The following is a 23,211-nucleotide window of genomic DNA, read 5'->3' as shown; positions in this document are numbered from 1 at the left end:
TTGCTGAGGTCATGGAATCCACTCCCACCGCCTGGTCGAACGCCGACGTCTACCTCGCCGATCTGCTCGTCGGACATGACCCCGAGCTCGACGCCGCACTCGCGGCGCAACGCGAGGCAGGGCTCCCCGAGATCGAGGTCGCACCCGTCGGCGGCAAGCTGCTGAACCTGCTGGCGCGCATCAGCGGCGCTCGCCGTGTGCTCGAGATCGGGACGCTGGGCGGATACTCCACGATCTGGCTCGCGCGGGCAGTCGGCGAGGGCGGCAGGGTCGTCACGATCGAGGCCGAGGCGGACAACGCCGCCGTGGCCCGTGCGAGCATCGACGCGGCGGGCGTGGGGGACAGGGTGGAGATCCGGATCGGCCGGGGAGCCGATGTCCTGCCGACCCTGGTGGGCGGCTTCGACCTCGTCTTCATCGATGCGGACAAGGAGTCCAACACGATCTACCTCGACTGGGCGGCGCGGCTGGGCCACACCGGTACCGTCGTCGTGCTCGACAACATCGGACGCGAGGGCGAGATCGTCCGCACCGACTCGACCGACTCGAAGGTGAACGGCACCAGGGACGCGCTGCGGATGCTCGGAGAGGACCCGCGTTTCGACGCCACCGCACTGCAGACGGTCGGCGTCAAGGGCTGGGACGGCGTGGCGCTCGCGGTGATCGTGTGACCCGCTGACTCCGACCGGGGGCCGAGGTCCGGGGCGGGCTAGACTGAGCGCGGATCGACGACGCTCCACACAACGTTTTCTCTGAGCAAGGAGCACATCAGTGGCACTGATCGAGGCTGTAGGCGCACGTGAGATTCTCGACTCGCGCGGGAACCCGACCGTCGAGGTGGAGGTGCTCCTCGATGACGGCGTCGTCCAGCGGGCGGCCGTCCCGTCCGGTGCATCCACCGGCGCATTCGAGGCGTACGAGCTCCGCGACGGCGACAAGAGCCGTTACGGCGGCAAGGGCGTGCTGAAGGCCGTCGAGGCGATCATCGACGAGCTCGGCCCGGCCCTCGAGGGCGTCGAGGCGAGCGAGCAGCGCATCGTCGACGAGATCCTCATCGAGACCGATGGCACCGAGAACAAGCAGCGCACGGGCGCCAACGCGATCCTCGGCGTCAGCCTGGCCGTCGCCAAGGCCGCGGCCGACTCGGCCGATCTGCCGCTTTTCCGCTACCTCGGCGGGCCCAACGCGCACGTGCTGCCCGTTCCGCTGTTCAACGTCATCAACGGCGGCGAGCACGCCGACAACGGCATCGACATGCAGGAGTTCTTCCTCGCGCCGATCGGTGCCGAGACCTACTCCGAGGCGCTCCGCTGGGGCGTCGAGACCTACCACGTGCTGCGCGCAGAGCTGAAGGCCGCCGGCTACGCGACCGGCCTCGGCGACGAGGGCGGGTTCGCCCCCGACCTGCCCAGCAACCGCGAGGGGCTGGACTTCCTCGTCCAGGCGATCGAGAAGGCGGGCTTCACGCCCGGCACCGACATCGCCCTGGGCCTCGACGTCGCGGCGACCGAGTTCTTCTCCGACGGCGTGTACCGCCTCGACAACAAGGACTGGAGCGGACCCGAGCTGATCGAGTACTACCAGGGCCTGGTGAACGACTTCCCGATCGTCACGATCGAGGACGCGCTCGCCGAGGACGACTGGGACAACTGGAAGCTCCTCACCGATGCCCTGGGCTCCAAGGTCCAGCTCGTCGGCGACGACCTGTTCGTCACCAACCCGACGCGCCTCGCCGACGGCATCAAGCGCGGCGTCGCCAACTCGCTGCTCGTGAAGGTCAACCAGATCGGCACCCTGACCGAGACGTTCGACGCGGTCAGCCTCGCCCAGCGCTCCGGCTACACGGCGATGCTGTCGCACCGCTCCGGGGAGACCGAGGACACCACGATCGCCGACCTCGTCGTCGCGACCAACGCGGGTCAGATCAAGGCGGGTGCGCCTGCTCGCAGCGAGCGCGTCGCGAAGTACAATCAGCTTCTGCGCATCGAGGAGGAACTGGGCGACGCCGCGGTCTTCGCCGGTCGTTCGGCCTTCCCGCGCTACCAGGGCTGACTGCAGCTGAGACAGACACACGCCGCCTGAGCGGCGACCGTACGGAGGAGGAGCCGTGGCACGACGACCGGCTCCTCCTTCGGCGTCTCCGGCCACGCCCCGCGCCGCCGCATCGACTCCGGCGGCCCGCCCCGCCCGCGGGTCCCGGCCCGCTCGCACGACCCGCCCGGTCCGCGGGGCGGCCGGTGCCGCTCAGGACCGCCGCGTGGACGTGCGGGAATGGGCGTCAGGCATCCGTCTCTCGGCGTTCTCGGTGATCATGCTGTCGCTGGTCGTGCTCGGTGCCTGGGTGCTCGTGCCGACGCTCGGCACGTTCATCGACCAGCGTCAGAAGATCGCCGCGCTCGAGCAGTCGATCCAGGTCTCCGAAGACCAGATCACCGCACTCGAGAAGGAGCGCGACCGCTGGAACGACCCGGCGTTCATCACCACCCAGGCCCGGGAGCGGCTGTACTACGTCAAGCCGGGCGAGGTCGTCTATCTGATCGACAACGACCTGGATCCTGCGGCGCTGCCGCGGGAGCAGGAGCCTGTGAGCGACACGCTCCAGGAGACGCAGTCGGACTGGATGCCGCAGCTGCTGCGTACCCTCACCTCTGCCGGCCTCAGCGACACCGCCGCCGTCGCGCGCTGAATCCGCGGCACGCGCGGTCGGCGTTGCTCGGAGCATCCTCCCTGGGAGCCTCCCGTACGCTGGTGGGGTGACGACTCCGCCTTTCTCCGCTCCCACGACCGCCGAGCTCGCCGTGGTCTCGACCCAGCTGGGCAGGACGGCCCGCGGCGTCGTCGGCATCGCGGCGCGCTGCGTCTGCGGGAATCCCACCGTGGTCGCCACGACACCGCGGCTCCCGGACGGAACGCCGTTCCCGACTTTCTACTACCTCACCCACCCGGCGGCGACGGCAGCGATGTCGACGCTCGAGGCGACGCAGGTCATGCCGGAGCTGGCCGCCCTGCTCGCCGATGACGAAGAGATCGCTGGTGCGTATCTCGCCGCTCACGAGGCCTACCTCGCGGACCGCGCGCAGTTCGGCGATGTGACGGAGATCGCCGGCATCTCGGCCGGCGGTATGCCGACCCGTGTCAAGTGCTTGCACGCGCTGGCCGGCCACGCGCTCGCGGCCGGTCCCGGCGTGAATCCGATCGGTGACGTCGCGCTCGAGCGTTCCTCCTGGTCGCCCGAGCGCTGCCGGTGCGAAGAGCCGGGTGCGGCCCTGCGCGACGTCGAGGCCTCGTCGGCATGACTCCGCGCGGGGTGCTGCGCAGCGGCGTCGCACTCGCGACGATCGTGGCATCCGTCCTGCTCCTCGGAGCCTCCGCCACGCCGCCGCCCGTGCCGGATGACCCGGCAGATCCCACGCGGGCAGCGGAGTACTGGCTCGACGGAGCGCGTATCCGCGAGGCCTGGCAGACCACTCGCGGCGACGGCGTGACGATCGCCGTGATCGACACCGGCATCGGCAAGGTGCCCGGCGTCTTCGACGAGGCGGTGGTGGGCGGAACGGATGTCTCGGGCTCCGGGTCTCCCGATGGACGCACACCCGTCGGGGCCATCGACGGGAACCACGGGTCCTGGGTCGCCTCGCTCGCCGCCGGGCGGGGAGCCGCTGACGGCAAGGGGATGATCGGCGTCGCCCCCGAGGCGGACCTGCTCTCGATCTCGGTCGGCTTCGGCGCCGCGGCCGCCGTGCCGTTCACCGACCAGGTCGCGAAGGCGATGCGCTGGGCCGTCGACAACGGCGCGGACATCATCAACCTGTCGTTCACGACCAACACGCTGGACTGGGACAAGAGCTGGGACGAGGCGTTCCTGTATGCGTTCGAGCACGACGTGGTGGTCGTCGTCGCGGCGGGTAACCGGGGGAGCGGCACCAACATCATCGGCGCGCCGGCGACGATCCCCGGCGTGCTCACCGTCGGCGGCGTCGACCAGACGGGCACCGCGAGCCTCGAGGCGTCGACGCAGGGGATCACCATCGGCATCGCCGCTCCCAGCGAGGGACTGCGCGGCGTCTCGGCGGATGGCAAGGTCATCCAGTGGAGTGGCACGAGCGGTGCGGCCCCGATCGTCGCGGGGATCGCCGCGCTGATCCGCTCGGCGCATCCCGACCTGGATGCCGCGAACGTCATCAACCGGATCATCAAGACCGCGATCGCGGTGCCGGGGATGACGAAGCTCCCCGACCCGCTGTACGGCTACGGGTTGATCGACGCGCAGGCGGCGATCACCGCCGACGTGCCGAAGGTCTCCGAGAACCCGATGGGCGACCTCGCGGAATGGGTGCGCCTGTTCCGTCGCGCCGACACCGTTCCGCAGCCCGAACCGACCGCCGCGCCGGTCGAGGTGCCGCCGCTCCCGGCGGCCGACGCCCCCACCGACCCCGGTTCACCGCTGCTTCCCAGCGCTGAATCGCTGCGCTACGGTACCCTGCCGCTCATCGCGTTCACAGTCCCTGGTATCCTGGTAGCGCTTGGCGTCACCGCAGCTGCCCGGCGCATCCGATCGGCGCGCGCTCGCACGCCACATTCCTGACTCCCGAGGAGTTCCCCCCTGTGCCTGAGAACAGCACTGTGCCCAAGATCCTGATCGTCGGTGGAGGCTACGCAGGCTTCTACACGGCGTGGAAGCTGGAGAAGCACCTCCGCAAGGGCGAGGCAGACGTCACCATGGTCGACCCGCTGCCGTACATGACGTACCAGCCGTTCCTCCCCGAGGTGGCCGCAGGCTCGATCGAAGCCCGTCACTCGGTGGTCGCCCACCGTCGTCACCTCAAGCGCACGAACGTGCTCACCGCCAAGGTGACGAACATCAACCACGCCCAGAAGGTCGCGACGATCACCCCGCCGGTCGGTGAGCCGTACGAGTTCGCGTACGACCAGATCGTCGTCACCGCCGGTGCCGTCTCGCGTACATTCCCGATCCCGGGCATCGCGGACAACGCGATCGGCCTGAAGACGATCGAGGAGGCCGTCGCGATCCGCGACCGCCTGATGTCGAACTTCGACAAGGCGGCATCGCTGCCCGCAGGTCCCGAGCGCGACCGTCTGCTCTCGGTCGTCGTCGTCGGTGGCGGCTTCGCCGGCATCGAGGTCTTCGCCGAGCTGCGCTCGCTCGCCTCGTCGCTGGTGGGCAAGTACCCGGAGCTGACCTTCGACGACACGCACTTCCACCTCATCGAGGCGATGGGCCGCATCATGCCCGAGGTCTCGCTGCCGACGAGCGAGTGGGTCCTCAAGGACCTCGCGAAGCGCGGCGCCAACGTGCACCTCGACACGCAGCTCACCAGCGCGGTCGACGGCAACGTGGAGCTGTCGACGGGCGAGATCATCCCGACCGACCTGATCGTCTGGACCGCCGGTGTCATGGCGAACCCGACCGTCGTGCGCGGCGGCGATCTGCCCGTCGAGGAGCGCGGTCGCATCCAGACCCGTGCCGATCTGCGCGTCGGCACCCCCGAGGCGTTCGTCGAGGGCGCTTGGGCCGCCGGTGACGTCTCCGCAGTGCCCGACCTCTCCGGTGGCGGAGTCGGTGGCTTCTGCGTGCCGAACGCCCAGCACGCGGTGCGTCAGGCGAAGCTGCTCGCGAAGAACGTCGTCGCCGTGCTCCGCGGGGAGGACCCGAAGGAGTACTTCCACAAGAACCTGGGTGCCGTCGCCGGCCTCGGTCTGTACAACGGCGTCTTCCAGTCCGGCAAGATCGCCCTCAAGGGCTTCGTCGCCTGGGTCGCGCACCGCGGATACCACGGACTCGCGATGCCCACGTGGGAGCGCAAGTTCCGCGTGGTCTGGGGCTGGTGGAACAACCTGTGGCTGGGTCGCGATCTCGTGAACCTCGAGACCGTGCAGAACCCGCGCTACGTCTTCGAGGAGTTCGCCGCTCGTCCGCGCCCGGCAGCGGATGCTCCGGCGCCCGCCGTGACCGCTCCTGCCGCGCAGGCGACCGCCTCCGACAAGGCCGCCGATGAGAAGCCCGCCGGCGAGAAGACCGCCGCTGCGAAGCCGGCCGCCAAGAAGCCGGCCGCGAAGAAGACCGCAGAGACGGCCTCCGCCAAGTAGCACGTCACCGAGAACGCCCCGATTCCTCTGGAGTCGGGGCGTTCGTCGTCTGCGGCGACGGGGCGTGTCTCGCACCCGGTTCATAGGCGCGCTTGCTACCGTCGGCAGCGCAAGGGGAGTACTCCCGTCTGCGGTGGTGTCGTCATTACGGACACGGTGTCGTGTTCCGGCCCACCGGCCCTATCCGGGGTGGAGGAGACCTGGCGTCCGTATCCGCGGACGGCCGAGGACCCCTCATCACAACGCTGTCGAGTCCCGTGGTCGTCCACACGCCACGAAGGAATCGTCACCATGGGAAAACTCGATCGACTGCTCGGGATGGCCGCTCGCGCGCTCGACCTGGATGAGAGCGGATCCCGCACGGACCGCAACGGCACGCGGGGGCAGACGCCTCACGCACCGGGCCGACGTCAGCCGGAGAACGATCGGTACTCGGCTCCGCCGGTGCGCCAGCCTTCCCATGACCCGTACTCCCCGCCCGCCGCCGCCGGCGCCTCCCGCACCGGCGGATCGGGGTCGGACGCCGACCGCGCCGCGATCGCCCGCTACGACTACCTTCTCCAGACCGCCGATCCGCAGCGGGTGGAGCAGATCCATCGGGAGGCGTTCGCACGGCTGACCCCGGCGCAGCGTGCGCAGGTGCAGGAGCGCATGAATGCCGAGCTCGAGCCGGGCGAGCGTCCGGTCTCGTCCTCGCCCGACGACCTGGCGAGGGCCGCAGGACGATCCGAGGCGATGCGCCCAGGGCGCATGCGCGGACTGCTCTCTCGCGTGAAGGGTGCCGGTGCTGCCGGTGCGCTGGGCGGAGCCGCTGTCGGTGCCCTCGGCGTCGTGGCGGTCGGCGCGGTCGGCAGTGCCGTCGCCGCACCGCTTCTCGAGCAGGCCGCCGGACTGGGCGTGGATTTCGATGCCCTCGCCCAGGGGATCGATCTCGAGGCGATCGCAGGCGGGCTCGGTGCCGACGAGATCGCGGGGGCCGCCGAGGGCGCCCTCGGATCCGCGGGCGAGGCCGTCTCGGGCTTCGGCGACACGGCGGGCGAGTGGGGTCAGCGGCTCGGTGACCTCGGGATCCCCGGTCTCGGCGATCTGTTCGGACGGTAGGTCCGGTGATTCGCCTTGCCACTCCTACGGCCGCAGCGGAGGCCGATCACGGGTTCTCGGGGTTGACCGGGCTCGCCGCCGACGTCCTCACGGCGCTGGGTGACATAGGCGTGGGCCTGCTCGTGTTCATCGAGGTGCTGGTGCCGCCGATCCCCAGCGAGGTGATCCTGCCGTTCGCGGGGTACCTGAGTCAGAGCGGCGATCTGTCCCTCGGGTGGCTGATCGCGTGGAGCACGCTCGCCTCATTGCTCGGGGCGTTGCTGCTGTACTGGCTCGGAGCCGCGATCGGGGTCGAGCGCGCGGTGCGTCTGCTTGCCGCGACCCGGTTGGTCAGCCGTTCCGACCTCGAACGCGGGGCTGGTTGGTTCCAGCGCCGCGGCGGTTGGACGGTGCTCGTCGGCCGACTGGTACCGGGGATCCGCAGTCTGATCTCCATCCCCGCCGGCGCGACGCGCATGAACCTCGTGTGGTTCAGCGCCTACACGATCGTGGGCAGCGGGGTGTGGAACTCCCTGCTCATCGGTGTGGGCGCGGCGCTCGGCACCCAGCATGAGCGGCTCGAGCACCTGCTCGGCCACCTCGACTATGCGGTCTACACGGCGATCGCCGTCGCCCTCGCGGTCCTGGTGCTGCGTCGAGTGCGCGAGGCGAGGCGGGGAGGCGTAGGCAACGCGGAGAGCGTTGCCGCGGGTAGCGCAGACGACTGAGAGCGTCGTCAGGGTGCCCCCGCTGGGACTCGAACCCAGACTGAAGCGATTTTAAGTCGCCTGCCTCTGCCATTGGGCTACGGGGGCCGTTGACGCGTGCGCTCAGACTATACGGCGAGGGCGTGTGGACGACGCTCGTCCCCGGGCCAGAGAGACGAGCGTCTCAGCGCCCGTCTCCCCGTGATGCTGCTGAGACAGCATCGCTACCCCCCGGCAGCCGGCCTGGTATGGCCGGTGAGCCCGTCAGAGACGGCCTCACTGACCAAGACGGGAACGAGCCCCGATCATGACGGCGAAAACCTGCAAAGTATCGGGATTCCAAGAACCGCGAGTTTCTGGACGGCCCGAGGAGCGCGAGGGGTCTCCGACTCGGCGGAAAGACTGAAGCCGCACGCGTGCACGCTCTAAGGTGAAGGAGTGCTCGACCTCACCGCCGACCTGAGCCCCGACGAGGGACGCCTCTCCGTGTCGCCCGCATGGCAGGACCCCGCCCGCTACTGGCCGCGCCTGTCCGCCGCGACCGGCCATCTGCCGGCCCCCGTAGCGGTCATCGACCTCGACGCGCTCCGCCATAACGCGATGGACCTGCTGGTCCGCGCCGGGGGGCTGCCCATCAGGGTCGCGTCGAAGTCGGTGCGGGTGCGGAGCGTGCTGGATGCCGTACTGCGGCTCCCCGGGTATCGCGGCATCCTGGCCTTCACCCTTGCCGAGGCGCTGTGGCTCGCCGAGACGCACGACGACATCGTGCTCGGCTACCCGACCGTGGATCGGGCGGGGCTTGCGGAGCTGTTCGCCTCCGAGGAGGCCGCCGGGCGCATCACGCTCATGGTCGACGACCTCGCCCACCTCGACATCATCGACAGCATCGCGCCGGCCGGACGTCGCCCCGACGTCCGCGTGGCCATCGACGCGGACGCCTCGCTCCGCTCCGCCGCGCTCGGTCACATCGGCGTGCGCAGATCCGGGCTCTTCTCGGCGGGCGAGGTCGCCGCTTTCGCCAGGAAGATCGTCCGCCGTCCCGGCTTCACCCTGGTCGGGTTGCAGATGTACGAGGCGCAGATCGCCGGCCAGGGCGACAACGCCGGGCCGGACGCGCCGGTCATCCGGCTCATGCAGGCGCGCTCTCGCGCCGAGCTCCGCGAGCGGCGCGCCGCGATCGTCGGCGCGCTGACCGAGATCGCATCGCTCGAGTTCCTCAACGGAGGCGGGACGGGATCCCTCGAGTTCACCGGCAGCGATGAGTCGCTGACGGAGGCGAGCGCGGGAAGCGGCCTGCTCGGAGGCCATCTCTTCGACGGCTACCGCTCTTTCCGGCCCGCGCCGGCCGCCGCGATCGCGTTCGACGTCGTCCGTCGCCCGACCCGCGACATCGCGACGGTGCTGGGCGGCGGGTGGATCGCCTCGGGACCGGCGGTTGCATCGCGCCAGCCGCTTCCCGTCTGGCCCGAGGGACTGCGCACCCTGCCACGGGAGGCGGCAGGCGAGGTGCAGACGCCGCTGCAGGGACGCGCGGCTGAGAGCCTCGGCGTCGGCGACCGTGTCTGGTTCCGGCATGCGAAGAGCGGCGAGCCTGCCGAGCGGATCGACAGCTATCACCTCGTCAGCGGTGACGAGATCATCGACGAACTGCCGACGTACCGCGGCGAGGGAAAGGCGTTCCTGTGACGAGAATCGGCGGCACCTGGCAGAACTGGGCGCGGTCGGCGCAGGTCAAGCCGCTGCGGGTCGAGCGTCCACGATCACCGGAGGGAGTCCAGCGTGCGGTCGTCGCGGCCGTCGCGCAGGGGCTGACGATCAAGGCTGTCGGGGCAGGACACAGCTTCACCGGGATCGCGGTCGCGCCGGGAGTGCTGCTCGAGCTCGACGACCTGCAGGGACTCGTGTCGGCAGACCGGGCGAGCGGTCGCGTCACATTGCTGGCTGGCACGAGGCTGCACCGGATCCCCGCGCTCCTCGCGCCGTTCGGCCTGGCGATGGAGAACCTCGGAGACATCGACCGGCAGTCGATCTCCGGCGCCATATCGACCGGGACGCACGGCACCGGAGCGGGGTTCGGGGGACTTGCCGCTCAGGTCGTCGGGGCCACGCTGGTGACCGCAGCGGGCGAGTTCCTGCGTGTCGACGACGAGCACAATGCGGAGATGCTGCCGGCCGTCGCGCTCGGCCTCGGCGCCCTCGGCATCCTCACCGAGGTGACGCTCCAGTGCGTGCCGGCATTCGCGATGGAGGCGATCGATGAGCCGGCGCCCCTCGACGACGTCCTGGCGAGCCTCGACCACCGAGTGGAGGCATCCGACCACTTCGAGTTCTACTGGTTCCCGCACACCGACGTCGCCCTCACCAAGCGGCAGACCAGAGTGCCGGAGTCGACGCGTCGTCAGCCGCTGCCGGTCATCGGGCGCTGGATCGACGAGACCCTGCTCTCCAACGGCGTCTACCGTCTCGTGTGCGCGGCGGGCCAGGTGGCTCCCGCCATCACCCCGCCATTCAACCGGCTCGCGGTGAAGCTCACCGGTGATCGGCGCTACACCGAGCTGTCGCACCGCGTGCTCACACAGAGTCGTACGGTGCGATTCCGCGAGATGGAGTACGCCCTCCCGGCGGATCACGTCGTCCCCGCGTTCCGCGCGGTGCGGGCGCTCATCGAGCAGCGCGGTTGGCGCATCGAGTTCCCCATCGAGGTGCGGTTCGCGGCCGCGGATGACCGGTGGCTCTCGACCGCCCACGGCAGGGATACGGGATACATCGCGGTGCACCGGTACTGGCGGGCGGACCCCTCCGAGTACTTCGAGGCCGTGGAGCAGATCATGCTCGAGCACGGCGGACGTCCGCATTGGGGAAAGCTGCACACGCTGACGGCGGATCGGCTGCGGGAGATCTATCCCCGCTTCGAGGACTTCACGGCGCTCCGCGATGAGCTCGACCCCGATCGCCGCTTCACCAACCGCTATCTCGACAGGGTCCTGGGCTCATGACGTGCTCCGACGGACTCGCACGGGCGGGGCACCCAGTCGACGCGCAGGCTGCGCCGATAGGATGAGACAAACACGAGGAAGGGTGGGCCTCTGATGGAATGGCTCGTGCCGGTACTGATCGTCGTCGGTGTGATTCTGCTCATCGGAATCTACCTGTGGGCGACCTATAACTCGCTGGTGCAGCTGAACGTGCGCGTGGACGAGGCCTGGAGCGGTATCACCGTGCAGCTGAAGCGCCGCGCCGACCTGATACCGAATCTCATCGAGACGGTGAAGGGTTATGCCGCGCATGAGAAGGCCGTGTTCGAGAACGTCACGCGTGCCCGAGCAGAGACGCTCTCAGCCGGCAGCCCCGGAGAGGCGGGCATCGCCGAGGGGCACCTCCAGCAGGCGCTGCGCAGCCTGTTCGCCGTCGCGGAGGCATACCCGCAGCTGCAGGCGAGCCAGAACTTCCTCCAGGTGCAGCAGGCCCTCGTCGACACGGAAGACAAAATCCAGGCCGCGCGCCGGTTCTACAACGGAGGCGTGCGCGAGTTGAACACCAAGATCAAGGTCTTCCCGAACAACCTGTTCGCGAAGGGCCTCGGCTTCACCGAGCGCGAGTTCTTCGAGGTCGCCGACAGCGGCGCCATCTCGGAGCCTCCGCGCGTGCAGTTCTGACGCCGCGCAGTCATAGGGCCCTGCGCGGTCACCAGACCTGCAGTCTCGCTTCGCCGTCTGACACGGTCGCGTCGCCGCGCACTGTCCAGGACTCGGTGCGGTAGGTCTGCGTCAGGGGTGCGGAGTCCTGCCCGGTGCCCGACACGGTCGCGACGAGGATGCCGCCGTCGGCGACGAATCCGCCGTCGGACAGCTGCAGCAGGGGCATCCGCTCGATGCGGAAGCGCACCGAGTCGACGGCGGCGAACTCGGTTCCCCACGGGATGCGGATGCCACACCCCTCCGGCACTGCTCCGCCCGCGGCCTCCTCGGCCGTGCATCCCTCGAGGTGCTCGTCGAGCGCGCGCTGGGCGAGTGCGGTGGGGTCGGAGGGCGGCGCCGATGCCACTGTCGGAGTCGGCGAGCTCCGCGGACCCGTGGGCACGTCTGTGGTCTGCCAGACCCACATGCCGCCGACGAGGAGGATCGCGACCGCGACTGCGCCGCCGACGATCCAGGCGCCTCGCCGGTTCACGGCGTGCTCTCTCTCGCGTGCACGTGGCGGCGCACCGAGGTGTCGACGCGACGCGTGAGGGCCGCGTGCAGGTCTGCGGCAGCGGTGCCCCAGCCGGAGACGGACACGTGCTCGAGTCCTTGCCACGCCGCCGCGAGCGCGAGTTCTCCGGCGATGCGCTCCGCATCCGACTCCGGCAGGGCCTGCGGCTCCCACCAGGCGGACTGAACCTGGAGGGTGGACGCCGAGCGGTCGGCCTTCAGATCGACCCGCGCGACGATCCGGTCGTCGACGAGCACCGGGAGCGAGTAGTAGCCGTATCGGCGCTTCTCTGCTGGCACGTAGATCTCGATCCGGTAGTCGAGTTCGAACGCACGCAGCGCCCTCTCACGGAACCAGACGACCGGGTCGAACGGGGTCAGCAGGGCGGCAGCGGTGATGCGGCGGGGGAGCACCGCATCCCGATGCCGCCAGGCAGGGAGGGCGCGGCCGCCGCGCTCCCAGCCGCGCACCACCACCGGGCGCAGCTCACCGGAGTCGACGAGATCGGAGACGGCCTGCGCGATGGCGGCTCGGTCGCGGATGCGGTGATAGTCGGCGAGATCGGACTGCGTCGCGACGCCGGACGAGCGCGCGGCGCGACGGGTGAGCTCGCGGATCGCGTCCTCGCGGGGCACATGCTGCGACAGGATCGCGTCCGGGATCACCTGTTCGGCGAGCGCATACCGACGCTCGAAGCCCTTGCGACCGCTGATCGCCACATCGCCGACGCGCCACAGGTGCTCGAGCGCGAGCTTGACGTCATCCCAGTCCCACCAAGTCCCGCGCTCGCGAGGCGCGTCCTCGCGCAGGTCGGCGGGGCGCAGCGGTCCGCGGGAGCGGAGCTCGTCCTTGACCCACTCCAGGGTCCTCGCGTTGCTGCTCATCCAGGAGTCCGGACCCGCCCAGCGCTGGCGGAACCGGTCCATGCGGAACCGCCACAGCGGCCAGTCCTCGACCGGGACGAACGTCGCCTCGTGCGCCATGTACTCGACGTAGTGGGTCGTGCGCGCGTGGAACACCCGGTCGAACACGGCGGGGTCGTACGATCCGAGGCGCGAGAACATCGGCAGGTAGTGCGACCGTGCGAACACGTTGACGGAGTCGATCTGCAGCACCCCTAGGCGATCCATCACCCCGTGCAGGTGTCGCGCCGACACCGACGCCGGCCGAGCGCGCGAGAAGCCCTGCGCGGCCAGTGCGATTCGACGGGCCTGGGCCGCACTGAGGGTGTCGACGCTGAGGGTCTCGGCGCTGAGGGTGGCTGTCACGTCGTCAGCGTATCGCCGCGCTCCGACATCGGGCGTCACCGCGTCATGGCTCCCTGTGACTGCGCCGTAGACTTGGGCGATGAGCGAAGAGCAGCGTCCGCGGCTGAGAGATCTCTTCCGGCCGCGCCCGATATCGACCGATCGCACCGTCACCACCGAGGCGGATGACGCCGTGCCGATCGGACTCCGGGTCACAGCTGCCTACGCGTGGCGACTGCTGCTGATCGCCGCGGTCGTGGCCGGTATCATCTGGCTGGTCATCCAGCTCAAGCTGCTCGTGATCCCGCTGATGGTCGGCATCCTCATCACCGCCCTGCTGTGGCCCGCCTTCCAGTGGATGCTGCGCCACCGGTTCCCGCGCTGGCTCGCGGTCGCCCTCTCCATCCTCGGCACACTCGCGATCGTCTCGCTGCTCCTGTGGCTCGTGATCTGGCAGGTGCGGACGCAGCTCCCCGACGTCCAGGCTCGCAGCGCGCAGGCGGTCGAGGAGTTCCGCCAGTTCCTGCTCGAAGGTCCGCTGCATCTCAGCGAAGCGCAGATCCAGGGCTGGATCGACCAGGGCATGGAGTTCGTCAACGAGCAGACCCAGGTCCTGCTCAACGGGGCCCTCGCCGTCGGGACCACCGCGGCACACGTCGTCACCGGCGCGGTGCTGTCGCTCTTCATCCTCATCTGCCTCCTCGCGGACGGGCGCGGCATCTGGCGCTGGACGCTGCGCCTCTTCCCGCGCGCTGCGCGCCCGGCCGCCGACGCCGCGGCCAGCAACGGCTTCGCGACGCTCGTGAACTACGCGCGGACGCAGCTGCTCGTCGCTGCCATCGACGCGGTCGGAATCGGCGTCGGCGCCGCACTGCTCGGAGTGCCGTTGGCGATCCCCGTCGCGGTCCTCGTCTTCCTCGGATCTTTCGTCCCGATCGTGGGTGCCGTCGTCACGGGGGCCGTCGCCGTGCTGCTCGCGCTGGTGTACAACGGCCCGCTGATCGCGCTCGCCATGCTCGCGGTCGTCCTCGGCGTCCAGCAGCTGGAGGGGCACATCCTGCAGCCGATCCTGATGGGCTCGGCCGTGAAGGTGCATCCGCTCGCCGTCGTCCTCGTTGTGGCCGGTGGGTCCATGGTCGGAGGCATTCCCGGCGCGCTGTTCGCGGTGCCGCTCGCGGCCTTCGTCAATGTGGCCGCGGTCACGGTGAGCACGGGATCGTGGCGCACGGGCGATCAACCGAACGCAGACCTTATCTGGAGCACAGTTCCGCGCGAGCGGAGACGGAGGAATCGATGAGCGCAGTCCCCAGCCTGACGGAGTTCGAGAACGCAGCTCAGAGTCTGGCTGAGGTGATCACGCACACCCCGACGCTGCCGTCACGGGCGCTGTCGGACGTCCTCGGTGCTCCGGTGCTGCTGAAGATGGAGAATCTGCAGCGCACCGGATCCTTCAAGATCCGCGGCGCCGCCTACCGCCTGTCGAAGCTGAGCGCCGAGGAGCGCTCGCACGGCGTCGTCGCGGCGTCCGCCGGCAACCACGCGCAGGGCGTGGCGCTCGCCGCCCAGGCGCTCGGCATCCCGGCCACGATCTTCATGCCGCTCGGGGTGCCGGTCCCCAAGCTCCTCGCCACGCGAGGCTACGGCGCCGAGGTGGTGCTCGAGGGCGAGACCGTCGCGACCTCCCTGCGACTGGCGGCCGAGTTCGCCGAGCGCACGGGCGCGATGCTCATCCACCCGTTCGACCACCGCGACGTCGTGATCGGGCAGGGCACCCTCGGACTCGAGCTCCTCGACGACGCCCCCGAGGTCGACACGATCGTGCTGGGGATCGGCGGGGGAGGACTCATCGCCGGGGTCGCGGCTGCGGTCAAGGCCCGCGCCGCGCAGCTCGGGCGCACCGTGCGCATCATCGGCGTGCAGGCCGAGAACGCCGCGGCCGTGCCGCCGTCGTTGGACGCCGGGCACCCCGTCGACATCGAGACGCGTCCCACGATCGCCGACGGCATCCTCGTCGCGCGCCCCGGGGCGATCCCGTTCGACATCATCAAGGACCTCGTCGACGAGGTCGTCACCGTGTCGGACGACGACCTCGCCCGCGCCATCCTCATCCTGCTCGAGCAGGCCAAGGTCGTCGTGGAGCCTGCGGGAGCGGCCGGCGTCGCCGCCATCCTCGCAGGCAAGGTCTCGGCCTCCGGCACCACGATGGCTGTGCTGTCGGGAGGGAACATCGATCCCCTCCTGCTGCAGCGGGTCGTGTCGCACGGACTCGCGGCATCCGGTCGCTACCTCACGATCCGCATCCCGCTTCCCGACCGTCCGGGCCAGCTCGCGCGGGTGTCGGAGCTCATCGCCGAAGCCGGGGCCAACGTCATCGAGGCCATGCACACCAGGCACGGCCACGGTCTGCAGATCAGCGAGGTCATCCTCGAGCTCAGCGTCGAGACGCGGGGTGCGGAGCATTCCGAGCACACCCTCGACACCCTCCGGCGTGCCGGGTTCCACCCGATGATCGTGCCGGACTGACAGCGGACACGAGAAGAGGCCCCGTCCGCTCGGACGGGGCCTCTTCTCGTGGCGTCTGTGACGCCTGCGCGACTGCGCGTCAGCCGGTGTAGGTCTCGACGTTGACGATCTCGACCGAGATGTCGCGGCCGTTGGGCGCCTCGTACGACGACTTCTCGCCGACCTTGAGTCCGAGGATCGCCTGACCGAGCGGGCTGGCCTCGCTGTAGACGTCGAGGTCGCTGCCGACCGCGATCTCGCGGCTGCCGAGGAGGAAGACCTCCTCGCCGCCGGCGACCAGAGCGGTCACGACGGTGCCGGGCTCGACGATCCCGCGGCTCGCCGGTGCTTCGCCGACCTTGGCGGTCTTGAGGAGGTTCTCGAGGGTGCGGATGCGGGCCTCCTGCTTGCCCTGCTCGTCCTTGGCGGCGTGGTAGCCGCCGTTCTCCTTGAGGTCGCCCTCTTCGCGGGCCGCCTCGATGCGCTTCGCGATCTCGTCACGACCCGTCGTGGAGAGGTGTTCCAGCTCGGCGACGAGCCGGTCGTACGCTTCCTGCGTGAGGAAGGGAACCTGAGCGTCAGTAGACATGACGAAGCTCCTTCGGTAGGTACCCGGCGACGTTCCGCGGGGGATATGCCAAGACGCCCCGGCACGGTGCCAGGGCGTCATCTGTCTGCGACGAGTCTAAGCGACCCAGCAGCTGTTCACCAAACCTGTCGTCGCCTCCGACACGGTCGGGACGGTGGCGGACAGCGCCTGGGAATGGGCGTCGCCGGCGGGGATCTCGACGACCTTCCAGCCGACCACCCCGAACTCCTCATCGAGGGCTTCGACCACGCACGCGACATCCTTGCCCTGCACCCCTGTCACCTGGAACCGCACGGTGACGGAGTGCTCGTCGACCAGGTCGTAGCCGAGATCGTCGGCGTCGACGGCATTCATCTGCGTCGTCACGATCGACCATCCGAACGCTCCGACCAGCAGTGCGGCCACGGCGATCAGCACGATCCACGGCGCGCGGCGGCGGCGCGTGCGTCCATAGCGGTCGTCGAGCTGTTGTGCGGTTGTCACGGGGAGGCGCTTCCGGTCGTTAGGCTGGTGACTCCAGGTTATGCGACCTGCGCATGAAAGGCAGACTCCGTGCTTGCTCTCACCGAGACCCCGATGCCGACACCCACGATGACGGTCAACCCTGACTCGGTGACTCCCGGTTTCGTGGGCTTCGCGGCCGTGGTCATCCTGTTGGTGGCCGTGATCCTGCTGATCCTCGACATGAACCGACGCATCCGCCGTGTCCGCTACCGCGAAGAGGTCCGTGAGGAGCTCGACGCCGAGGAGGCCGCACGCGCCGCGGACGAGGCGACCGAGACGGATGCCGACCTGCCGATCGTCCGCGAGGGCGACGACGATCCCGAGAAGCGCTGACGCTGATCCGTCGGGTCAGCCGTCGCTGAGCCCGCGGCGCTGAGCCGCGCCCGCGCAGGTCAGGCGCCGAGCGAGGGCGACAGCGGCTCGAGGGCGATGAGCAGGCACGCGGTCCAGTGGCAGAGGAACGCGAGCACCGTGCACAGGTGGAAGATCTCGTGGAAGCCGAAATGGCCGGGCCAGGGATTGGGCTTCTTGAGCGCGTAGACGATCGCGCCGCCGGTGTAGAGCAGTCCACCCACGATCACGAGCGCCATCATGGTGGGGTTCGCGGCGAGCAGGTCCGCCATGTACATCACGGCCGCCCAGCCCAGCAGCAGGTACAGCGCGACGTAGAGCCAGCGCGGCGCGTCGATCCAGAAGACCCGGAACAGGATGCCGAGCAGCGCGCCGCTCCAGACCAGGATCAGCAGCAGACCGCCCTTCTCCGGTGGCAGTGCGAGCACCGCCAGAGGCGTGTAGGTCCCCGCGATCAGGAGCAGGATGTTCGCGTGGTCGATCCTCTTGAGGATGATCTTGACCTTCGGGCTCCAGTCGATGCGGTGGTAGAGCGCCGAGTTGCCGAAGAGCAGCAGCGACGTGGCCATGAAGACGGCGGCCGCCCACTTGGCGGCCCCTCCCTGCGCCACGGTGATGAGCACGATGCCGGTGACGATCGCGACCGGGAACGTCGCCGCATGCAGCCATCCGCGCCAGGTCGGCTTGATGTCTACTGCGGCGTCGTGGGCCGCCTCCTCCATGAGAGGAAGCTGGGGGACGTCTGGTTCCGCGGAGTCGGGTGTGCTCACGCCCTCACTCTATTCGCGCGGCCATTCCCCGAGGCGCACATACCCTGAGCGTCCGCCCTCTGCCGCCACGCGCCGGCACGATAGCGTAGGGAGGTGATGTCACGTGAGGGTCAGGGGCGGGGGCCGCTGTACCGCCTCTACACCAGCCGGCTGCGCCGCCACCTGGATCCTGCGTCCGTGCCGCGTCACGTGGCCATGATGATCGACGGCAACCGTCGATGGGCCCGGCAGCTGGGCTACGCCACCCCGGCGGAGGGGCACCGCGCCGGCGCTGCGAAGATGCGTGAGTTCCTCGGTTGGTGCGACGAGCTCGGCATCCCCGTCGTCTCGCTCTACCTGCTCTCGAGCGACAACCTGCTCAAGCGCGATTCCGCCGAACTCGCGGACCTCATCGAGATCATCGCCGAGCTCGCCGAGGCGCTGTCGCAGGAGGGCAACTGGAGGGTGAAGCACGTCGGCCGCTCCGACATCCTTCCACCCGAGCTCGCGCGCGTGCTCGAAGATGCCCAGGAGCGCACCCGCGACCACACCGGACTGCACGTGAACCTCGCGGTCGGGTACGGCGGGCGCAACGAGATCGTCGACGCGGTGCGCAGCATCGTCACGGCGCACCAGGCATCAGGCGGCACGATCGAGGACCTCGCCGCGCATCTCACACCCGAGATGATCGGAGAGCACCTCTACACCGGAGGGCAGCCAGACCCCGATCTCGTGATCCGCACCAGCGGCGAGCAGCGGCTCAGCGACTTCCTGCTCTGGCAGAGCGCGCACAGCGAGTTCTACTTCGTCGAGGCGCTCGGGCCCGATCTGCGGCAGGTCGACTTCCTCCGGGCGATCCGCGACTACGCCGACCGCGATCGGCGGTTCGGCCGCTGACGCCCGACGACGTCGCTGGCCGGCGACGCCGCCCGTTAATGAACACGTAACGAATTGGTGGCGTGTCGGATCGGAGGAATGTCGGCGCCTGGTCGTAGCTTCGAGGCATCGGGCAAGGTGCCCGTCGGGTCGGCCTCAGGATGACGACTCGTGACCCCCTGGTCGACTCGTTCGAATAACCGGGATTCCCCGGGTCGGGAGTGGGTCGTGACCTCACGTACAGCGCAGCAGTCCACCAGCACCGCGCAGCAGTCCACCCGTAAGTCGACGACGCGAGCGGCATCCGCTGATCCTGACCAGGACCTGCGGACCTATGTGCTCGACACGTCCGTCCTGCTGAGCGATCCGCAGGCCTTCTTCCGCTTCGCCGAGCATTCGGTGGTGCTGCCCGTCGTGGTCATCACCGAACTCGAGGGAAAGCGCCACGACCCGGAGATCGGATACTTCGCCCGCCAGGCGCTGCGTCACCTCGACGATCTGCGCATCGAGCACGGGCGACTCGACTTCCCGGTGGAGGTGGGCGAAGGCGGCACCCTGCGCGTCGAGCTCGCGAACACCGATTCGTCGATCCTTCCGGCCGGCATCCGCCTGAGCGACAACGACACCCGCATCCTCTCGGTCGCGATGAACCTCGCGCAGGACGGGCAGGACGTCACGATCGTCTCCAAAGACCTTCCGATGCGCGTGAAGGCCGCATCCCTCGGTCTGCGCGCCGAGGAGTACCTGGCCGAGCAGGCCGTCGACTCCGGGTGGACGGGCATCACCACGCTCGACCTCTCCGGTGACGAGATCAGCGACCTCTACGAGAGCGAGGTCGGCATCAGCGAAGACGCCAGGGGGCTTCCGGTGAACACCGGGCTCATCATCCACTCCGAGCGCGGATCCGCACTCGGCCGGGTGACGGGCGACGGCGAGTACAAGCTCGTGCGCGGCGACCGGGACATCTTCGGAATGCACGGTCGCTCCGCCGAGCAGCGCATCGCGATCGATCTGCTCACGGACCCCGATGTGGGGATCGTCTCGCTCGGCGGACGAGCGGGGACCGGCAAGTCGGCGCTCGCGCTGTGCGCCGGCCTCGAAGCGGTGCTCGAACGCCAGCAGCAGAAGAAGATCATCGTCTTCCGTCCGCTGTTCGCCGTCGGTGGCCAGGAGCTCGGCTACCTCCCCGGCGACCAGGGCGAGAAGATGGGGCCCTGGGGGCAGGCGGTCTTCGACACCCTCGGTTCGGTCGTGTCGGGCAACGTCATGGAGGAGGTCGTCGAGCGCGGCATCCTCGAGGTGCTTCCGCTCACGCACATCCGCGGCCGTTCCCTGCACGATGCGTTCGTGATCGTCGACGAGGCGCAGTCGCTCGAGCGCAACGTCCTCCTCACGGTGCTCAGCCGCATGGGGCAGAACTCGCGCGTCATCCTCACCCACGACGTCGGCCAGCGCGACAACCTGCGCGTCGGGCGTCACGACGGCATCGCCAGCGTCATCGAGACGCTCAAGGGGCACGATCTCTTCGCGCACGTGACGCTGATGCGGTCCGAGCGCTCCGCGATCGCCGCTCTCGTCACCGAACTGCTGGAGGGGGGCGAGCTCAGCTAGGGCGAGCCCGCCGGACAGCGGATGCCGCGGTGTCGCGGCATCCGCTGTCGTGTGTCGTGGCGGGGATGCTGCCGGCGAGGCGGCAGGTGTGGCAGAGAGCACCGGCGATCCGCTTCCCCTGCCCGCGGAGGCCGGATTAGGCTCGTCGCATCGAACGCAGACGATGGAGTGATGCGCTATGAGCGATGCGACCAAGACCGTCGAAGACCCCTCTCTTCCCCCTGTGGCGGTGGATGAGAAACCGAGATGGACGCCGCTGAAGATCGTGCTGTGGGTGGCGATCGCGCTGCTCGGCGGTCTGGCCTGGACCATGCTCGCGATCGTGCGAGGCGAGACCGTGAACGCGATCTGGTTCGTGTTCGCCGCAGTCTGCACGTACCTCGTGTTCTACCGCTTCTACTCCAAGTTCATCGAGCGCAATCTCGTGAAGCCCGACGACCGACGGGCGACGCCCGCCGAGTACAAGGCCGACGGCAAGGACTACGTCGCGACCGATCGTCGCGTGCTGTTCGGCCACCACTTCGCGGCCATCGCGGGCGCGGGTCCGCTGGTCGGACCGGTGCTGGCGGCGCAGATGGGCTACCTGCCCGGCACCCTGTGGATCATCGTGGGCGTCGTGCTGGCGGGGGCGGTGCAGGACTACCTGGTGATGTTCTTCTCGATGCGTCGCGGCGGACGCTCGCTCGGGCAGATGGCGCGCGATGAGCTCGGGCGCTTCGGCGGCACCGCGGCGATCGTGGCGACGCTGCTCATCATGATCATCATCACCGCCATCCTCGCCCTGGTGGTCGTGAACGCCCTCGGCGAGAGCCCCTGGGGCGTCTTCTCGGTGGCGATGACCATCCCGATCGCGCTGTTCATGGGGGCGTACCTCCGCTGGATCCGGCCGGGCAAGATCACCGAGGTGTCGCTCATCGGCTTCGTGCTGCTCATGGCGGCGATCATCGGCGGCGGCATGGTCGCCGAGACCGACTGGGGTCAGGCGCTCTTCACCCTCGATCGCACCACGATCGCATGGGGCATCATCATCTACGGCTTCATCGCCGCCGTGCTGCCGGTCTGGATGCTGCTGGCACCGCGCGACTACCTCTCGACCTTCATGAAGATCGGGGTGATCGTCGCACTCGCTGTGGCGATCCTGTTCGTGCGGCCGGAGATCACCGTCCCCGCGTTCAGCGAGTTCGCGGGCGGGGAGACCGGCCCGGTGTGGTCGGGGGCACTGTTCCCGTTCCTGTTCGTCACGATCGCCTGCGGTGCCCTGAGCGGGTTCCACGCCCTCATCTCGTCCGGCACGACGCCGAAGATGATCGAGAAGGAGAAGCAGACCCGGTTCATCGGCTACGGCGGGATGCTCATGGAGTCGTTCGTGGCGATCATGGCGCTCGTCGCCGCGATCTCGATCGATCGCGGGCTCTACTTCGCGATGAACTCGTCGCCGGCAGCGACCCTCGGCACGGTCGAGGGTGCAGTGCAGTTCGTGAACAGTCTCGGGCTGACCGGGGTGAACCTCACGCCCGAGATGCTCACGAGCACGGCCGAGGCGGTGGGCGAGGAATCGATCGTCTCGCGCACCGGTGGCGCCCCGACGCTGGCCCTCGGTCTCGCGCACATCATGCAGCAATGGATCGGCGGCACCGGGATGATGGCCTTCTGGTATCACTTCGCCATCATGTTCGAGGCTCTCTTCATCCTCACGGCCGTGGATGCCGGCACCCGTGTCGCGCGGTTCATGCTCCAGGACTCGGTGGGCAACGTCATCCCGCGCTTCAAGGACACGTCGTGGAGGGCCGGAGCGTGGATCTGCACCGCGGTGATGGTGGCCGGTTGGGGTGCGGTGCTCATCATGGGAGTGACCGATCCGCTCGGCGGCATCAACACCCTGTTCCCGCTCTTCGGCATTGCGAATCAGCTGCTCGCGGCGATCGCCCTTGCCGTGGTGCTCACGATCGTGGCGCGAAGGCGTACCTTCCGGGCGCTCTGGGTGGTGGCTCTGCCGCTGGCGTTCGTGACGGTCGTGACGGTCACCGCCTCCCTGCAGAAGATCTTCTCCACCGTGCCGCAGGTCGGGTACTTCGCCAACCACGTCGCCTTCCGTGACGCGCTGGCGGCGGGGGAGACGTCTTTCGGCACGGCGACGAGCGTCGCGGCGATGGAGGCCGTCGTCCGCAACACGATGATTCAGGGAGTGCTGTCGGCGACGTTCCTCGTGCTGTCGGTGATCGTGATCACGATCTCGCTCGTGAAGGTCATCCAGGCGCTGCGCCCAGGGCCGGTCGTCGATCATGAGGATCCCGAGGTGCCCTCTCGACGCTTCGCTCCCGCCGGTCTGTTCTCCTCTCGGGAGGAGCGGGCCGTGGAGAAGGAGTGGGACTCGCTGCCGGCATCCGCTCAGCCGACGAGGGGGCACTGATGGCGGCGATGACCGGGACCGCGCGGCGTGTCTGGAAGGCGGTCGCCTGGTACGTGAACGGTGTGACGGGTCAGTCGCGCTACGCCGACTATCTCGCTCACGAGCGGGAGCGGCATCCCGATAGGGTGCCGCTCACTGAGCGCGAGTTCTGGCGGGCGCACTATGCCCAACAGGATGCCGACCCCGGCGCTCGCTGCTGCTGACTCCCGTCCCGTTCTGGAAGTCCGGTCTCGTCCCGATCCACCGTCCCTGTCCGGTTCTGCGGCCCCTGTCCTGTCCCGTTCCA

Annotated in this window: 23 protein-coding genes and 1 tRNA gene; 18 read left to right on the top strand and 6 right to left on the bottom strand. The window is 69.3% G+C overall.

Translation table 11 applies throughout. The features are described 5' to 3' along the window. The first annotated feature begins 11 nt into the window (after positions 1-11). The 8 genes from BLW44_RS13270 to BLW44_RS13235 all read left to right on the top strand — a co-directional run bounded on the left by BLW44_RS13270 (position 12) and on the right by BLW44_RS13235 (position 7,916). Entirely contained in the window at positions 12-671 is a 660-nt protein-coding gene (locus BLW44_RS13270; protein ID WP_060928722.1) for an O-methyltransferase, read from the top strand. A gap of 100 nt (positions 672-771) precedes the next feature. Continuing rightward, positions 772-2,052 carry a phosphopyruvate hydratase gene (gene eno / locus BLW44_RS13265; protein WP_060928721.1) on the top strand — a complete coding sequence of 427 codons (1,281 nt, stop codon included), beginning with the start codon at positions 772-774 and terminating at the stop codon, positions 2,050-2,052. 55 nt (positions 2,053-2,107) lie between these two features. Further along, the gene (locus tag BLW44_RS18275; RefSeq protein ID WP_254775130.1) at positions 2,108-2,686 is read left to right on the top strand and encodes an FtsB family cell division protein; all 579 of its coding nucleotides are present in this window, start codon (positions 2,108-2,110) and stop codon (positions 2,684-2,686) included. A gap of 67 nt (positions 2,687-2,753) precedes the next feature. Beyond that, positions 2,754-3,296: a DUF501 domain-containing protein gene (locus BLW44_RS13255; protein ID WP_060928344.1), complete on the top strand. Its 543-nt coding sequence runs from the start codon at positions 2,754-2,756 to the stop codon at positions 3,294-3,296. Further along, a complete protein-coding gene (locus BLW44_RS13250; protein WP_060928343.1) occupies positions 3,293-4,585 on the top strand; it encodes a S8 family serine peptidase in 1,293 nt (430 codons plus the stop codon). Before BLW44_RS13255 ends, BLW44_RS13250 begins: the two co-directional genes overlap by 4 nt. 38 nt (positions 4,586-4,623) lie before the next feature. Next, on the top strand, positions 4,624-6,108 hold the full coding sequence (locus tag BLW44_RS13245; protein ID WP_060928349.1) for an NAD(P)/FAD-dependent oxidoreductase: 1,485 nt from the start codon (positions 4,624-4,626) through the stop codon (positions 6,106-6,108). Between the two features lie 291 nt (positions 6,109-6,399). Continuing rightward, the gene (locus BLW44_RS13240) at positions 6,400-7,209 is read left to right on the top strand and encodes a hypothetical protein (protein ID WP_060928342.1); all 810 of its coding nucleotides are present in this window, start codon (positions 6,400-6,402) and stop codon (positions 7,207-7,209) included. A gap of 5 nt (positions 7,210-7,214) precedes the next feature. Beyond that, positions 7,215-7,916, top strand: coding sequence for a DedA family protein (locus BLW44_RS13235; protein WP_245647477.1), 702 nt, complete (start codon positions 7,215-7,217; stop codon positions 7,914-7,916). 14 nt (positions 7,917-7,930) lie between these two features. Here the strand turns inward: BLW44_RS13235 and BLW44_RS13230 are convergent. Next, positions 7,931-8,003, bottom strand: a tRNA-Leu gene (locus tag BLW44_RS13230). Between the two features lie 330 nt (positions 8,004-8,333). Between BLW44_RS13230 and BLW44_RS13225 the strand changes: the two genes are divergently transcribed. From BLW44_RS13225 to BLW44_RS13215, 3 genes are all read left to right on the top strand, one after another. Next, positions 8,334-9,581: an alanine racemase gene (locus BLW44_RS13225; protein ID WP_060928341.1), complete on the top strand. Its 1,248-nt coding sequence runs from the start codon at positions 8,334-8,336 to the stop codon at positions 9,579-9,581. Further along, positions 9,578-10,891 (top strand): D-arabinono-1,4-lactone oxidase, encoded by a 1,314-nt coding sequence (locus tag BLW44_RS13220; protein WP_060928340.1) that lies wholly within the window; start codon positions 9,578-9,580, stop codon positions 10,889-10,891. The genes BLW44_RS13225 and BLW44_RS13220 overlap by 4 nt, the downstream gene beginning before the upstream one ends. Before the next feature lie 93 nt (positions 10,892-10,984). Next, the gene (locus tag BLW44_RS13215; protein ID WP_060928339.1) at positions 10,985-11,551 is read left to right on the top strand and encodes a LemA family protein; all 567 of its coding nucleotides are present in this window, start codon (positions 10,985-10,987) and stop codon (positions 11,549-11,551) included. Positions 11,552-11,579: 28 nt separating this feature from the next. Here the strand turns inward: BLW44_RS13215 and BLW44_RS13210 are convergent, their stop codons facing one another. Together BLW44_RS13210 and BLW44_RS13205 are read right to left on the bottom strand one after the other, a co-directional pair. After that, positions 11,580-12,065: a hypothetical protein gene (locus BLW44_RS13210; protein WP_060928338.1), complete on the bottom strand. Its 486-nt coding sequence runs from the start codon at positions 12,063-12,065 to the stop codon at positions 11,580-11,582. Beyond that, the gene (locus BLW44_RS13205) at positions 12,062-13,354 is read right to left on the bottom strand and encodes a winged helix-turn-helix domain-containing protein (protein WP_082724635.1); all 1,293 of its coding nucleotides are present in this window, start codon (positions 13,352-13,354) and stop codon (positions 12,062-12,064) included. Before BLW44_RS13205 ends, BLW44_RS13210 begins: the two co-directional genes overlap by 4 nt. A gap of 79 nt (positions 13,355-13,433) precedes the next feature. Here BLW44_RS13205 and BLW44_RS13200 point away from each other — a divergent pair, with 79 nt between their 5' ends. Both BLW44_RS13200 and ilvA read left to right on the top strand, forming a co-directional pair. Continuing rightward, the gene (locus BLW44_RS13200) at positions 13,434-14,630 is read left to right on the top strand and encodes an AI-2E family transporter (RefSeq protein ID WP_060928337.1); all 1,197 of its coding nucleotides are present in this window, start codon (positions 13,434-13,436) and stop codon (positions 14,628-14,630) included. Next, positions 14,627-15,856, top strand: coding sequence for a threonine ammonia-lyase (gene ilvA / locus BLW44_RS13195; protein WP_060928336.1), 1,230 nt, complete (start codon positions 14,627-14,629; stop codon positions 15,854-15,856). Before BLW44_RS13200 ends, ilvA begins: the two co-directional genes overlap by 4 nt. Positions 15,857-15,935: 79 nt before the next feature. On the opposite strand, the gene greA is transcribed toward ilvA, so the two are convergent. Together greA and BLW44_RS13185 are read right to left on the bottom strand one after the other, a co-directional pair. Continuing rightward, a complete protein-coding gene (gene greA / locus BLW44_RS13190; RefSeq protein ID WP_060928335.1) occupies positions 15,936-16,424 on the bottom strand; it encodes a transcription elongation factor GreA in 489 nt (162 codons plus the stop codon). A 96-nt stretch (positions 16,425-16,520) separates the two neighbouring features. Beyond that, positions 16,521-16,907: a DUF4307 domain-containing protein gene (locus tag BLW44_RS13185; RefSeq protein WP_060928334.1), complete on the bottom strand. Its 387-nt coding sequence runs from the start codon at positions 16,905-16,907 to the stop codon at positions 16,521-16,523. 69 nt (positions 16,908-16,976) lie between these two features. Between BLW44_RS13185 and BLW44_RS13180 the strand changes: the two genes are divergently transcribed. Then, positions 16,977-17,261, top strand: coding sequence for a hypothetical protein (locus BLW44_RS13180; protein ID WP_245647476.1), 285 nt, complete (start codon positions 16,977-16,979; stop codon positions 17,259-17,261). Between the two features lie 59 nt (positions 17,262-17,320). Here BLW44_RS13180 and trhA read toward each other — a convergent pair whose 3' ends face one another. After that, positions 17,321-18,001, bottom strand: coding sequence for a PAQR family membrane homeostasis protein TrhA (gene trhA, locus BLW44_RS13175; protein ID WP_060928332.1), 681 nt, complete (start codon positions 17,999-18,001; stop codon positions 17,321-17,323). Positions 18,002-18,145: 144 nt separating this feature from the next. Between trhA and BLW44_RS13170 the strand changes: the two genes are divergently transcribed. The 4 genes from BLW44_RS13170 (at position 18,146) to BLW44_RS13155 (ending at position 23,128) form a co-directional block, all read left to right on the top strand. After that, positions 18,146-18,925 carry an isoprenyl transferase gene (locus tag BLW44_RS13170; RefSeq protein WP_060928331.1) on the top strand — a complete coding sequence of 260 codons (780 nt, stop codon included), beginning with the start codon at positions 18,146-18,148 and terminating at the stop codon, positions 18,923-18,925. 207 nt (positions 18,926-19,132) lie between these two features. After that, on the top strand, positions 19,133-20,515 hold the full coding sequence (locus BLW44_RS13165; protein ID WP_060928330.1) for a PhoH family protein: 1,383 nt from the start codon (positions 19,133-19,135) through the stop codon (positions 20,513-20,515). Positions 20,516-20,693: 178 nt separating this feature from the next. Continuing rightward, positions 20,694-22,925 carry a carbon starvation CstA family protein gene (locus BLW44_RS13160; RefSeq protein ID WP_060928329.1) on the top strand — a complete coding sequence of 744 codons (2,232 nt, stop codon included), beginning with the start codon at positions 20,694-20,696 and terminating at the stop codon, positions 22,923-22,925. Next, a complete protein-coding gene (locus BLW44_RS13155) occupies positions 22,925-23,128 on the top strand; it encodes a YbdD/YjiX family protein (protein WP_060928346.1) in 204 nt (67 codons plus the stop codon). Before BLW44_RS13160 ends, BLW44_RS13155 begins: the two co-directional genes overlap by 1 nt. Positions 23,129-23,211 lie beyond the last annotated feature (83 nt).

Source organism: Microbacterium hydrocarbonoxydans (assembly GCF_900105205.1).
Classification (GTDB): domain Bacteria; phylum Actinomycetota; class Actinomycetes; order Actinomycetales; family Microbacteriaceae; genus Microbacterium; species Microbacterium hydrocarbonoxydans.
The sequence above is the reverse complement of the archived record's forward strand: the minus strand, read 5'-3'. Positions and strand labels throughout refer to the sequence as shown.

What these genes read in the sequence shown, in the direction of transcription:
- BLW44_RS13270 (WP_060928722.1), top strand. Translation starts at nt 12, where the DNA reads ATGGAATCCACTCCCACCGCCTGGTCGAACGCCGACGTCTACCTCGCC.
- BLW44_RS13250 (WP_060928343.1), top strand. Translation starts at nt 3,293, where the DNA reads ATGACTCCGCGCGGGGTGCTGCGCAGCGGCGTCGCACTCGCGACGATC.
- BLW44_RS13240 (WP_060928342.1), top strand. Translation starts at nt 6,400, where the DNA reads ATGGGAAAACTCGATCGACTGCTCGGGATGGCCGCTCGCGCGCTCGAC.
- BLW44_RS13215 (WP_060928339.1), top strand. Translation starts at nt 10,985, where the DNA reads ATGGAATGGCTCGTGCCGGTACTGATCGTCGTCGGTGTGATTCTGCTC.
- BLW44_RS13200 (WP_060928337.1), top strand. Translation starts at nt 13,434, where the DNA reads ATGAGCGAAGAGCAGCGTCCGCGGCTGAGAGATCTCTTCCGGCCGCGC.
- ilvA (WP_060928336.1), top strand. Translation starts at nt 14,627, where the DNA reads ATGAGCGCAGTCCCCAGCCTGACGGAGTTCGAGAACGCAGCTCAGAGT.
- greA (WP_060928335.1), bottom strand. Translation starts at nt 16,424, where the DNA reads ATGTCTACTGACGCTCAGGTTCCCTTCCTCACGCAGGAAGCGTACGAC.
- trhA (WP_060928332.1), bottom strand. Translation starts at nt 18,001, where the DNA reads ATGGAGGAGGCGGCCCACGACGCCGCAGTAGACATCAAGCCGACCTGG.
- BLW44_RS13170 (WP_060928331.1), top strand. Translation starts at nt 18,146, where the DNA reads ATGTCACGTGAGGGTCAGGGGCGGGGGCCGCTGTACCGCCTCTACACC.
- BLW44_RS13160 (WP_060928329.1), top strand. Translation starts at nt 20,694, where the DNA reads ATGAGCGATGCGACCAAGACCGTCGAAGACCCCTCTCTTCCCCCTGTG.
- BLW44_RS13155 (WP_060928346.1), top strand. Translation starts at nt 22,925, where the DNA reads ATGGCGGCGATGACCGGGACCGCGCGGCGTGTCTGGAAGGCGGTCGCC.